This window comes from Mycolicibacterium arabiense (assembly GCF_010731815.2).
Taxonomy (GTDB): Bacteria; Actinomycetota; Actinomycetes; order Mycobacteriales; family Mycobacteriaceae; genus Mycobacterium; species Mycobacterium arabiense.
Map to the genome: position 1 here is coordinate 5057352 of NZ_AP022593.1, position 12248 is coordinate 5069599.

11 protein-coding genes are annotated in these 12248 nt (G+C 64.3%); 5 read left to right on the forward strand and 6 right to left on the reverse strand.

Annotated features, from left to right (window positions below):
• Positions 1-158: 158 nt before the first annotated feature.
• From G6N61_RS26040 to G6N61_RS26060, 5 genes are read right to left on the reverse strand one after another with little or no spacing between them, the layout of a single operon-like run.
• The gene (locus tag G6N61_RS26040) at positions 159-1049 is read right to left on the reverse strand and encodes an alpha/beta fold hydrolase (protein WP_163923146.1); all 891 of its coding nucleotides are present in this window, start codon (positions 1047-1049) and stop codon (positions 159-161) included.
• Positions 1046-1495 (reverse strand): PaaI family thioesterase, encoded by a 450-nt coding sequence (locus tag G6N61_RS26045; protein WP_276078137.1) that lies wholly within the window; start codon positions 1493-1495, stop codon positions 1046-1048. Before G6N61_RS26045 ends, G6N61_RS26040 begins: the two co-directional genes overlap by 4 nt.
• Before the next feature lie 6 nt (positions 1496-1501).
• Positions 1502-1969, reverse strand: coding sequence for a PaaI family thioesterase (locus G6N61_RS26050; RefSeq protein WP_163925117.1), 468 nt, complete (start codon positions 1967-1969; stop codon positions 1502-1504).
• A gap of 53 nt (positions 1970-2022) precedes the next feature.
• The gene (locus tag G6N61_RS26055; RefSeq protein WP_163925118.1) at positions 2023-3600 is read right to left on the reverse strand and encodes an MFS transporter; all 1578 of its coding nucleotides are present in this window, start codon (positions 3598-3600) and stop codon (positions 2023-2025) included.
• A gap of 42 nt (positions 3601-3642) precedes the next feature.
• Positions 3643-4839, reverse strand: a complete 1197-nt coding sequence (locus tag G6N61_RS26060) for a cytochrome P450 (protein ID WP_163923149.1) — start codon at positions 4837-4839, stop codon at positions 3643-3645.
• 666 nt (positions 4840-5505) lie between these two features.
• On the opposite strand from G6N61_RS26060, the gene G6N61_RS26065 reads away from it, so the two are divergent.
• On the forward strand, positions 5506-6771 hold the full coding sequence (locus G6N61_RS26065) for a PucR family transcriptional regulator (protein ID WP_163923152.1): 1266 nt from the start codon (positions 5506-5508) through the stop codon (positions 6769-6771).
• A gap of 15 nt (positions 6772-6786) precedes the next feature.
• Here G6N61_RS26065 and G6N61_RS26070 read toward each other — a convergent pair whose 3' ends face one another.
• Positions 6787-7800, reverse strand: a complete 1014-nt coding sequence (locus tag G6N61_RS26070) for a helix-turn-helix transcriptional regulator (protein ID WP_163923155.1) — start codon at positions 7798-7800, stop codon at positions 6787-6789.
• Positions 7801-7920: 120 nt separating this feature from the next.
• On the opposite strand from G6N61_RS26070, the gene G6N61_RS26075 reads away from it, so the two are divergent.
• The 4 genes from G6N61_RS26075 (at position 7921) to G6N61_RS26090 (ending at position 12178) form a co-directional block, all read left to right on the forward strand.
• The gene (locus G6N61_RS26075) at positions 7921-8241 is read left to right on the forward strand and encodes a 2Fe-2S iron-sulfur cluster-binding protein (RefSeq protein WP_163923158.1); all 321 of its coding nucleotides are present in this window, start codon (positions 7921-7923) and stop codon (positions 8239-8241) included.
• A gap of 22 nt (positions 8242-8263) precedes the next feature.
• Positions 8264-9652, forward strand: a complete 1389-nt coding sequence (locus tag G6N61_RS26080; protein ID WP_163923161.1) for a cytochrome P450 — start codon at positions 8264-8266, stop codon at positions 9650-9652.
• Positions 9649-10866: an NAD(P)/FAD-dependent oxidoreductase gene (locus G6N61_RS26085; protein ID WP_163923164.1), complete on the forward strand. Its 1218-nt coding sequence runs from the start codon at positions 9649-9651 to the stop codon at positions 10864-10866. The genes G6N61_RS26080 and G6N61_RS26085 overlap by 4 nt, the downstream gene beginning before the upstream one ends.
• Positions 10867-11104: 238 nt before the next feature.
• Complete coding sequence (locus G6N61_RS26090) at positions 11105-12178, forward strand: BtrH N-terminal domain-containing protein (RefSeq protein ID WP_163923167.1); 1074 nt, start codon at positions 11105-11107, stop codon at positions 12176-12178.
• Positions 12179-12248 lie beyond the last annotated feature (70 nt).

Genomic DNA, 12248 nt, shown 5'->3' on the forward strand with positions numbered 1-12248 from the left:
TGCTGCACGATTGATCGAAACCGGTGACTTTTCATCCGACTCGACCCCGCGGGTTCATGGTGGGATGCCGACAGCACTGGTGGCGGTAGCAACGTCTACTTCAAAGCCCTGGGGCCAACTGCGCCTGGCTAACCCCATCGCAACAGTCAGTCGGGTCTTCACGGCGTGTTGCGGTCGAGGAAATCGGTGACCGCGGCGGTGAAGGCGTCGTTGTCGTCACCGGCGATCATGTGACCTGTGCCGGACACGTCGACGGTCTCGGAGTGCGGGACTAGTTGGGTGAACTCGTCGACGGTGGCCTGGGAGACGACGTCGGACAGCAGTCCGCGTACGAGCAGTGTGGGGGCGGTGACGCGTCGGGCTCCGTCGATCAGCAGATCGCTGATCGCGTCGAACTGCTCGGTTCCCTCGGTGGCGCCGTCGCGCAGGAAGTCGAAGTTGGAGTGGATGAATGCCGGGTCCCATCGCCAGACCCAGCGGCCATCGTGGCGCTGACGGAGCACCTTGTGCAGGCCGTCGACGTTGTCGGGTCTCGCGCGATGCGGGTTGTAGGCGGCGATCACCTCGGCGGCCTCGTCGAGGGTGCCGAAGCCCTCGGGGCGGGCGGCCATGAACGACACGACACGACGAGCGCCCGCAAACTCCAACCGCGGCGTGACGTCGACCAGGACTACTGCCCCCCACAAGTCCGCGGGTGCAAGCAGATGCGCACCCAAGACCGTCATGCCGCCCAGGGAGGCGCCCACGACGGCGGGCGGAGTATCGGCGCTGAAGTGGTCACGGACGGCGATGAGGTCGCTCGCGAGCCGGTCGACGTCGTAGCGGCCGGCGGGGTCCCAGTCGCTATCACCGTGACCGCGGGTGTCATAGGCGACCACCGAGTACCCGCACGAATGGAGCCGACGCGCCGACCTGCTCCAGGCGTGCCTGTTCTGGCCGCCGCCGTGCAGGAGCAGCACGACGGGACGGTTGCCGTCGTAGTGGTAGTAGTCGGCGGCCAGGGTGATCCCGTCTCCGGTGCGTACCCGATGCTGCACGGCGGAGGTCACGACGCGTTGCCCATGGTGTTCACGATCGTGACGGTGCCCTGCGCGGCGCAAACGGCTTTGTCGCCGTTGGTGATGTCGATCCTCGCCACCCCGCTGCGCTTGCCCAGCGACACGATGTCGGCGACCGCGACACACACTCCGCTGGATACGGGTCTGAGTAAGTTCAGCTTGAACTCGGTGGTGGCGACCCATGATCCTGCCGGAATGACGGGATAGAACACCACCCCGAGGCAGTGGTCGACCATCGCGGACAAACACCCGCCGTGCAGGTTGCCGAACGGTGTCAGCAGATCGTCGCGGGTCTCCATCTCCGCCACCAGCCGACCGGCGGTCAGTTCGGTGTGCCGAAAGTTCAGAAACGTTGACAGTCCTCCGGCTGTGTTCGCCGTTTTCAGCAACTGCGTGGCGATCTGCTCATCGAACTGCGCATACTTCACGGTCACCATGGCGTGTCACGCCTCGCTTTCGTTGTCATCGGTTGACCGCCGTGAGCCGGCGAACCGCTCGAGCATGTCGCCGAACGCGCCGAGGTCGCCGTGTGCGGCGAAGTGCTTGACATCCACGGCGACAAACATCGCGGTGGCGGTGAAGCGCACGACACCGTCCTCTCCCGTTCCGGTTGCGCTGACATGCAGTGCTCGACCTTCGCGGTTGTCGACGCGGGCAACGATGCGGTGGGGTTGATGCAATGGCACCGGTTGGATGTAGGAGATAGCCAGATTGCGGGTGACTGCCGGGGTGCCCGCGATCCATAGGGTGAAGCCGAACAGGTCGTCGCAGGCGGCGGAGATAGCACCGCCGTGCGCGAGACCTGGTGCTCCGCCGTGCCTTTCGTCGAAGACCAGGTCGGTGTACACGTGTTGTCCAGATCGAAACACCGTCATCTGCAAGCCGTTGGGGTTGTCGGGGCCGCATCCCATGCACGTGGGGGTGTGCGGCGGCAACTGCTCTGGCTCAAGGGTTGGCGCCTCGCTCACGCGGTGCTCGATTCTGTAGAGGTGTCGGTCTGCGATTCGGTGCTGGTCTCGGTCGACGGTCGGCGCCGTGGGGTTGTAGGCGGGCGGCCCGGCGCCCAGATCGCGAGGATGACCGCATTGATGGCCGTGATTGCCGAAAGCGCAAGGGCGGCTTGGCTATTGCCGTGTGCGAACGCTTCTTTGGCGATGTCAGCGAGATGCGCAGCAGAGGGACTGGACTGCTCGGAGATTGGCAGTGCTGCCGCCAGCGAGTCCGCGAATGCTTCGCGCGCGGGCGGCGGAACTGCGGGAAGCACGGGTTGGATGCGATTGGTGTATCCGGCGGCCAGCACGCTGCCGGCGATCGCCACACCGATGGCGGCACCGATCTCTCGGCTGGCATCGTTGACTGCGGCGGCCACGCCGTGTTTCTCCACCGGCGTCGCGGCAACGATCGCTGTGGTCGCTGGCGCGGTGACTAGACCCAGCCCGGCGCCCATGGCCAGCAGAGGCCATAGAAAATCGGGGTAAGTCGCATCAACACCGAGGCGGCTGACCAAGTAAAGGCCAACGGCGATGAGCAGCATGCCCGGGGCGGTAACCACGCGCAGGCCGTACCGCTCGGCCAGCATCGGCGCGATCAGCGAGATGACCACGATCGGGACGATCAGCGGCGTGAGGGCCATCGCCGACTGCAATGGCCCGTAGCCGACCACGAGTTGGAGGTACTGCACCAATAGGAAGAAAGCCCCGAACATGACCAGAAACTGGAGGACCAGTGAGAGCGCGCCGCTGCCGAAGCCTCGGTCAGCGAAGAGTCGAAGGTCCAGCAGCGGGTACTCGCGCCGCAGCTCCACGACCACGAACGCCGCTGACCCCACGACGCCGGCGGCGAACAGCCCCAGCACCCACCCGTCGGTCCAACCGCGCAAGGGTGCCTCGGTGACGGCTATGACGATGACACCGACGGCAGCAGCGATGCACAGCGACCCGATGTAGTCCAGGGGTGGATGGGTTTCCTGGGCGGTCTTAGGCAGGGTGAGTGCGGCAGTCATCAATGCCAAACCGGCGACGGTGAGACCGACGAAGATGGATTTCCACGTCCATACCTCCAGCAGCGCCCCGGAGCACAAGACGCCGACGACGGCGCCCGATGCGGCGACACCCGCCCAGATCCCCACGGCGCGGCCGCGTTGATGCTCGGGGAATCCCGCGGTCAGCAGCGACAGCGTCGAGGGCATCACGAACGCAGCACCCAGCCCTGCGATGGCTCGCGCCGAAATCAGCCACCACGGATCTGCTACGAGCAGCGGAATGACCGACGCCGCGGAAAAGACGAGCAGTCCGAGAATCAGAACCAACCGGCGACCGTACCGGTCACCGACGGCGCCCGCAGGGAGGACCAAGCCCGCTAAGACCAGGGTGTAGCCGTCCACGACCCACGTCAATTGACTTTGCGTCGCGCCGGTTTGCTCTGCGATGTCGGGCAGCGAGGTGTACAGGGCCGCCATTGAGCCGATGACCAGTGCCACCGACAGGCACGACACCACAAGCGTCCATCTCTGGCCTCCCGTGAGTTTCCGGGCGGCCTGCATGGGATATGACGCATTGTCGATGTCGTCGAAGACGGGCACGGGCTAGACCGCAGTGGTCCACGTAATGGGCAGCGAGGTGTAGCCACGAATCGGCCCAGACCGCAGCCGCCGCGCGGAGTCCAGGTCGACCTCCCAGTCAGGCACCTTGTCCAGCAACGCATTCAGGGCGATCCGGGTCTCCATCCGCGCTAGCGACGCACCCAGACAGAAGTGAATGCCGCGACCGAAGGCCACCTGGTGCTCGCTGCGGCGCTCGATGTCGAAGACGTCCGGCTCGGGGAAGGCACGCTCGTCACGATTGGCCGACCCGAACAGCAGCAGTCCCTTTTCGCCCTGGCGCATGGTCGTGCCGTGCAGAGTGACATCACGGGTCAGGGTTCGTGAAAGACCCTGAGCGGGTGAGTCGTAACGCAACAACTCCTCCACCGCCGGCCCCAACAGCGTTCGATCGGCGCCCAGGCACCGACGGATCTGCCGATGCTGGGCCAGCACGACCGCGGAGTTCCCCAGCAGATTCGTAGTGGTCTCGTAGCCGGCGACGAGCAGCAACGCGCAGAACCCAAGGACCTCCTCATCGGTCAGCACGACACCGTCGACCGCGGCATTCGCCAACGCCGACATCAGATCCTCGCGAGAATTCTTGCGGCGGTCAGCGAGGAAGTCAGTGAAGTAGGCGTAGATCGCCGCGGCGGCGGCCAGAGCGTCGGAGGTTTGTCCGTGGTTGACGTCGACCTGCACCACCTGGCTCGACCACACTCGGAACTGATCACGATCCGTGGCGGGAACACCCAACAAATCAGCGATCACCGCCGCAGGCAAGATGGCGGCGAAGTCGGTCACAAAGTCCGCACGCCCCGACCCCTCGTCGAGGCGCTCGAACAACTCCGCCGCCATCTGCGTGATGGCGTCTTGTAGACCGGCAACTCTGCGCGGAGTGAACGCTCGGCTCACCAGGGCGCGCAACTGGTCATGTCGCGGAGGGTCCATCACGATCATCATCGGCAGGAACGAACCGATGAAATTCGATCCCGGCGGGGTGGGGAATATCCCGTCCACCGAGGAGTACGTGCCGTGATCCAGTGCTGCGGCCTGAACGTCTGCGTGCCGACTCAATACCCAGGTATGTGATTCCTCGGCGCGGTACACCGGAACCGTATCGCGCAACAACCGGTACGTCGGATAGGGATCGCTGAGGATCGAGGCATCGAACGGGTCATAACGGATCTGCACCGCGACCATAAGAAGCTCCTACCGCGAATGACGACGGTCTAGACTCGGAGTCTAAACGCAGAGAATGAGGTGGGCAACGTGTGTTTCCACCGAAGATCTGACCCGGACGAATCTGTAGCCGAGACAGTACTGACGACCAAGACCAATGCCGTCGCCGCGATTGCTGGAGCGCTGGCAAACTCGCCGACGCGTTGCCGCTTCTGTCGACGACGCAATCTGGATTCGTAGGGCTCGTCCAAGACGACACGCGCGGCCCTACGGTGGAGTTTGAGTTAGAGCGACGGGCTTTCGTTTGCTTGAGCCAGCGCCCCAGCATCATGGCCCAGACGATCAAGGAGTCGGTTGAGTGGGGCGAGGATGATGACACGTCTGGGCGATTGGAGCGCACACCTTCGAAATGACACCACGCCAGTAGCCAGCATCGCCAACACAGTTAGTGCGAACAGACAGGCCATGCGCTTCCTCCTTTTGATGCGGTCATCATCTGTGAGTGCCGTGCGACAGAAGCTGCGTAGGCGTTCAGTTGCACTTTGTCAGCACTCGGACCGCTCCATGTTGAGCGGATCGCCTGGTCTGACCGTAGAACTTACTGCGCGGGCCCGGTAGGTCTCACATCGTTGAACTTTTCGGCATACTTTGTCTCCCGGAGACAAAGGGCGCACTACTGTGCCTAGTGTGCTTGATTCGTCGCGAGGTGAAGGCGCCCCTGCACCCGCATTAGCTGACTTGCTCGGCCGCGTCGGCGACCTGGTCACGGGCCTACCCGAGGCCATCCATCGGCTTCTCGTTGAGCAGGTCACCGAACTTACGGCCGATCAGCAGCTCAGGGATTTGCTGAGCGACACCGTCGCGGCGAACGTGGGCACCTGGTTATCCGTCATCCGCTACTCGATTCCGATCGACCACGTCGAAGCGCCGACGGCTGCCCTCGAACACGCGCGTCGGATGGCGCAGCGTGAGATCCCCGTCAACGCGCTGCTACGCGCCTACAGGCTCGGGCATCAACACGGGCTCAATCTCATCATCGCCGGTTTGCGAAGCGCGGACCTCCCCCCCGAACAGAAACTGGCACTCTTCGAGCAAATCACCAGTGTGTCGTTCCGCTACATCGACTGGATGTCCGAACAGGTGCTGGAGACCTACCAGGTCGAGCGCGCGCACTGGGACGACAACCGGCGGAGTCTGCGTGAACAAGCCATCCGCGACATCCTGGACGGACGCGACATCGACGTGACCGAGACCTCGTACTCCATGAGGTACCCGTTGAGCGCAACGCATATGGCCCTCCTGGTCTGGCTCAACCAGGATGCGAGCGCCGATGCCGATCAGCTCATCGCCCTGGAGCGTGTCGCGCGGGACGCGGCCTCCGCGGCTGGAGCCGAGCAACTGCTCTACCACTCGATTGACCGCCTCGTCGCGTGCGCGTGGATGACGGTCCCCGACCCGTCCAGCTCACTATCTCAGCTGCGCGCCTTCGCCCAAACCTGCAGCGAGAGCCCGCGAATGGCGGTCGGTGCGCCGTCTCGCGGGCTGGATGGCTTTCGTCGGACCTACCGGCAAGCGCAACAGGCGCGCGCAGTCGCGATGGTGGCCGAAGGCGGCACCCGACGATTCGTCGCTGCCCAAGACTCCGGTCTGGCGCTCGCATCGATGCTGCTGGCCGATGTCCCGACGTTGAAGTCCTGGGTCCACGATGTGCTCGGCCCACTCGCTTCGAGCAGCACATCGGATCGCCGTTTGCGAGAAACGCTGAGCACGTTTCTCCGCGCCGGTGGCAGCTTCAAGGCCGCGGCCGTGGACCTCCACATTCACGGCAACACGGTGAAATACCGCGTGAATCGGGCGGTCGAGCGCCGTGGCCGAGCCCTCGCCGATGACCGACTGGACGTCGAGTTCGCACTGCTCATGTGCGCTTGGTTCGGCGACGCAGTCCTGACCTGACTTCGAGGCGAGCGCTCAGTGTCGTGAGAGCCGGAACTCGCTCGGAGAGCGGCCCGTCCATCGCTTGAAGGCATGCGAGAAGTTGGTCAGATCGCCGTATCCCAGTTCGGTGGCGATCTGACTCGCCGACATCGAACGGGTGAGCAACAGCAGCATGGCGCTCTCGCGCAAACACGACTGGCGCAACTGCCGAAAGGTGGTCCCCTCTTCGGATAGACGCCTCTTGAGCGTGCTCGTGGACACCGAGAGTTCGTCTGCCACCCATTGGCTACTTCGCTGCCCGGGGTCCTTCTCCAGCAGCTGTCTCACCTTCTCCGAGAAGGAGGTGGCTCCGCGCCGCTGGTCGAGAGTTCGCTTCAGCTCGGCGACGGCGAGTCGATACGCGAGGGGATCGGAGAAGCGGCACACCTCGTCGAGCGTGTCCGCAGGAACGTGCAGATAGGACATCGGAGCTTCGAAGAACACGCGCCCGGCTAGCGCAGGGTCTTCCTGGTAGGAAGCCGGCGCAACGGGCGCTGGCCAACCCACATGAAGCGCGACGGTCGGCGCGGGACCTACGAGCATGTCCATCAGCCGCAACAACGCCGACCCGGTGTAAGTGACGGCCAGGCAGTCCAGCGCCGGATCGCCGGTGTGTCCGCTCAGCCCAACGGTGAGGCCGTCGGCATTCGGATGAAACTGTGGATTGATGGCTGCGGTGATCAGCGGCAGATAGGTGAGCAGCTCCACTATCTCGGCGACCGAGCCGGCACTCACCAGCGGAACACTCAACGGGCCGAAGGACGTCAACTGGGCCTGCCCGGCGAACGCGAAGCCGAGCAGCGTTGCGTGGTCGACGTCAAGATCGGGGTAGACCTCTCGAAGCCACCGCAACGGGGCCTGAATGTCACGCCGAATCAAGGTGGCCTCGTCAGTACCTTCACGCGCCATGACATCACGAAGCCGCGCGACGACGTCTGGGTCGAGCGCGTGGCTCTCGAGCATCTGCACGAACGCCAGCGGCGGCACACCCGGATCGTTGAGGTTCACCTAAACATGCCCCTCTGAGCCGAAATCACAAGTATCTGACTCCTGCGAACATAGCCGCAGCCACCTTCCTCGATGAGACTTTCACCAAGTCACCGAGCACGAACCTATGAGGAGTTGGCCATGGCGGTTGTCACCTTCGTCTCCCACGACGGCGAGAAGCGCGAAGCGCCTCTGCAGGCAGGTCAGTCGCTGATGCAGGTTGCGACAAACAACGCGATACCCGGTATCGACGGCGACTGCGGCGGCGAGGCCGCGTGTGGCACCTGCCACGTGGTCGTCGATCCGCAGTGGTCAGAGCAGGTGGGCCTCTCCGGCGCCGAGGAAGAGGAGATGCTCTCAATGAACCCCGAGCGACAGCCGACCTCTCGGCTGTCGTGCCAGATGCCGGTGTCCGAGGCGTGGGACGGCTTGATCCTCCACACCCCCGAATTCCAAATGTGACGACAACGAATAGGTAGGCGTGATGAGCATTCCCGGAGCAATCACCGACAGAGTTCAGTCGAGCATCCCGATCGAGCGCCAAATCCAAGGCGCGCACCTGTACGACAAGGCCCGGCGATGGCTCACCCGCACGAACGGAGAGAAGATCTTCGTCGAGAAGCCCATCCCCCCGGTGGAAGACGTGGAACTCGCCGACATCGACGTCAGCAACCCCTTCCTATACCGGCAGGGGCGCTGGCAGTCCTACTTCGAACGTTTGCGCAACGAGGCTCCGGTCCACTATCAGCCCAATAGCCCGTTCGGTCCGTTCTGGTCCGTCACGCGTCACGCCGACATCGTGGCCGTCGACAAGAACCACGAGGTCTTCTCCGCCGAGCCGTTCATCGTCATCGGTGTCCCGCCTCGGTTCCTCGACATCGCGATGTTCATCGCGATGGATCCGCCACGCCACGACAGGCAGCGGGCCGCCGTTCAAGGGGTGGTCGCGCCGAAGAACCTGCGTGAGATGGAGGGTCTGATTCGCTCGCGCGTCCGGGAGGTGCTCGATGATTTGCCAGTGCACGAGCGGTTCGACTGGGTACAGAACGTCTCGGTCGAACTGACCGCTCGGATGCTGGCGACCCTCCTGGACTTCCCATACGAACAGCGTCGCAAGCTCGTCCACTGGTCGGATCTCGCGACGTCGATGGAGCAGGCGAACGGCGGGCCCTCGGACAACGACGAGGTGTTCAACGGAATGCGCGACATGGCGCGAGGTCTCAGCACTCTCTGGCACGACAAGGCCGCCCGGACAGCTGCCGGGGAAGAACCCGGCTTCGACTTGATCACCATGCTGCAGAGCAATGAGAGCACCAAGGATCTGATCGACCGACCGATGGAGTTCTTGGGCAACCTCGTGTTACTGATCGTCGGCGGCAATGACACGACCCGCAACTCGATGAGCGGCGGCGTTCTTGCGCTGAACCGGTTCCCGGACCAGTTCGAGAAGTTGAAGGCAAACCCCGACCTGATCCCCAACATGTGCTCGGAAATCATCCGGTGGCAGACGCCGCTGGCCTACATGCGCCGAATCGCCAAGGCCGACACCGTGTTGAACGGGCAGTTCATCCGCAAGGGCGACAAGGTCGTGATGTGGTACGCCTCGGGCAATCGCGACGAGCGCGTATTCGAACGGCCCGACGACTTCATCGTCGACCGGGCCAACGCCCGGAACCACATCTCGTTTGGTTTCGGGGTCCACCGCTGCATGGGCAACCGGCTGGCAGAGCTTCAGCTGCGCATCCTCTGGGAAGAACTGCTGTCTCGCTTCGAGAACATCGAGGTCATTGGCGAACCCGAGTACGTGCAGTCCAACTTCGTGCGGGGTATCAGCAAGATGATGGTCCGGCTGACCCCGATGTCCGACGCGTGACACCGCAGCGGGCCATCATCGTTGGGGCCAGCCATGCAGGGGCACAACTCGTGGCCAGCCTGCGCCAGGAAGGCTGGACCGGTCAGATCGTCCTCGTCGGCGAGGAGTCGGCGCTGCCCTACCAACGCCCCCCACTGTCGAAGGCCTACCTGACGGGCAGATGCGCGGTCGACGAACTGCCGATCCGCAGCGCGGACTTCTACGCCAAGCAGGAAATCCGGATTCTGGACGCGACGGTGCAGGCAATCGACCGCACGGCCAAACACGTCGCCCTGAACACCGGCGAGACCCTGCGCTACGACAAGCTCGCGCTGTGCACCGGCGCCCGCCCCCGCCGACTCTGCATCCCAGGAGCCGAACTGGCCGGAGTGCACTACCTACGCACCGCCGCGGACGTCGAGCGAATTCACGAGGCGACCAGCCGTAGCCGACGAGCCGTCATCGTCGGCGGCGGCTACATCGGACTGGAGACGGCCTCCTCGCTGCGCGCACTCGGCCTCGAGGTCACTGTGCTCGAAGCGACCGAACGCGTTCTCGAAAGGGTCACCGCCCCAGAGGTATCGGAGTTCTTCGATCGGATCCACCGCGAGGAGGGCGTCAACATCCGGAACGGCGCCCTGGTCGCGGCTGTCTCCGGCGACAGCAAGGTCCGCGACGTGATCCTGGCCAACGGCGAATCAATTCCCGCCGACTTCGTCATCGTCGGCATAGGAGTCCAGCCGAACACCGAACTCGCCGCCGCAGCGGGTCTGACCGTCGACAACGGCGTCGTGATCGACGACCAGACCCGGACCAGCGACCACGACATCGTCGCCGCCGGCGACTGCGCCAGCCACGACATGGCCCGCTACGGCCGCCGCATCCGACTGGAGTCCGTGCCAAGCGCGGCCGAGCAAGCCAAGGTCGCCGCCGCGACGATCTGCGGAAAGCCCAAACAGATCGCAGCACTTCCATGGTTCTGGTCAGATCAATACGACCTCAAACTTCAGATCGCCGGTCTCAATACCGGGTACGACGAAGTCGTGCTCAGCGGCGACCCGACCAAGGACCGCGACTTCACCTGCTTCTACCTTCGTGGCGGCGAACTCATTGCCGCTGACTGCGTCAACCGCCCTCGCGACTTCATGTTCAGCAAGCGGGCCATCACTCAGCAGACCCCCGTCGACCGAGCCGAACTGACGCTGGCCGGCGTGGCGTCCGGTTCGACGAGCTGATCACCCGTGACACACGCCGGAACAGGGCGACGAAGGGCACGACGACACGCGACCAGACCGCTCCATCGAAGTGCCCATCCGATTCTGAGTCACAGTTGAAGCGATCGGAGACGACGCTGGAAGAAGGCCGAGCCCAGCTGCGACACCGGGGGCAGCCAGGGGGTCACTCCACACGATGCTTTGACCCAGACCTAAGGTCGATCGGCTTCAGGAACCCAGGACAGGCGAGGAGGCGGCAATGACCAAGGTGCAGATTCCCTACCGGCACGAGAAGGGAGGTCATTGCGGTTCGGGTGCGCTTCGGGACCTCACCGAGTGGGCCGAAATCGGTTGGGAATCCGAATACCTCGATGAAGGATTGGTCTTCGCCCTCGGTGGAGCCCTGGACTTCTGCTACGTCCGCTCGCCGCAGCTGACTCCGCAGACCTACCTCGTGGGGCGGGGTGGCGACTTGGAGCAGGATTACCTCACGCGGGTGGGCGCGAAGTTCGTCGTGCGAACTACCGATGACCCGGACGTGGGATGGGCATTCGTGACCGACGAAGTCGACAAGGGCCGTCCGGTCATGGTGTGGGCGGACATCGGCGAGCTCCCCTATCTGCGCGTCCGACTGCATATGAGCCGCCACGACATCGTCATCGTCGGTTACGACGACGAGGAACGGGTGGCGCACGTGGTCGACAACGATCGCGACACCACCCAGCTCGTTCCCTACGACAATTTACGACGAGCGCGGTCCTCAGTCGGGTTCCCCACCCCCACCCGGCACACCACCTATCACGTCGATTGGCCGGACCATGTGCCCGACCTCCGTCCGATTGCGAGTGACGCGCTCGGCGCGAGCGCAGCAGTCGTGCGCGGTGACGCCGCGGGTGCGCCGCTACTGCACGTCGAGGCGGCCGAGGTCGGATCTTCGGGCTTGAAGGGCGTGCAGGCATTCGCAGAGGACTTGCGTTCTTGGTCCACGTCATTCGACGACGAGGATCTGACGGCAGCATTATTCGGGCTCGGTGCGTTCATCGAGATGGCCGGCACCGGGGGTGGGCTCTTCCGCACGTTGCAGGCGCAGGGTTGCCAGACCATCGCCGACCTTCTGAACGACGCCGCCACCGCCGATGCCGCGGCGGCAGCCAGAGACGCCTCCGAGGCGTGGTCCGCGCTGGCGGCGGCGGCCACGAATGCTGACACGCCGCTGCGCAGCCGCAGCCTAGCTGCAGCCGAGGTCGCCGCAATGCTCCCGGAGACCGAGGTGCGTCTCGTCGGAGCCCTCGAAAGGGCCAGTCGATCACTTGGCGCGTCGACGCGACGTTGACTATCAACTGAAAGTTGACCCGTGATCGGCACTTTGGGCGATTCGGCTTCCTGGGGACCACCGGTTCTCT

Excerpts from the sequence above, each read along its gene's own strand:
- G6N61_RS26045 (WP_276078137.1), bottom strand. The coding sequence starts at position 1,495 with ATGGTGACCGTGAAGTATGCGCAGTTCGATGAGCAGATCGCCACGCAG.
- G6N61_RS26050 (WP_163925117.1), bottom strand. The coding sequence starts at position 1,969 with ATGGGATGCGGCCCCGACAACCCCAACGGCTTGCAGATGACGGTGTTT.
- G6N61_RS26055 (WP_163925118.1), bottom strand. The coding sequence starts at position 3,600 with ATGCAGGCCGCCCGGAAACTCACGGGAGGCCAGAGATGGACGCTTGTG.
- G6N61_RS26060 (WP_163923149.1), bottom strand. The coding sequence starts at position 4,839 with ATGGTCGCGGTGCAGATCCGTTATGACCCGTTCGATGCCTCGATCCTC.
- G6N61_RS26075 (WP_163923158.1), top strand. The coding sequence starts at position 7,921 with ATGGCGGTTGTCACCTTCGTCTCCCACGACGGCGAGAAGCGCGAAGCG.
- G6N61_RS26080 (WP_163923161.1), top strand. The coding sequence starts at position 8,264 with ATGAGCATTCCCGGAGCAATCACCGACAGAGTTCAGTCGAGCATCCCG.
- G6N61_RS26090 (WP_163923167.1), top strand. The coding sequence starts at position 11,105 with ATGACCAAGGTGCAGATTCCCTACCGGCACGAGAAGGGAGGTCATTGC.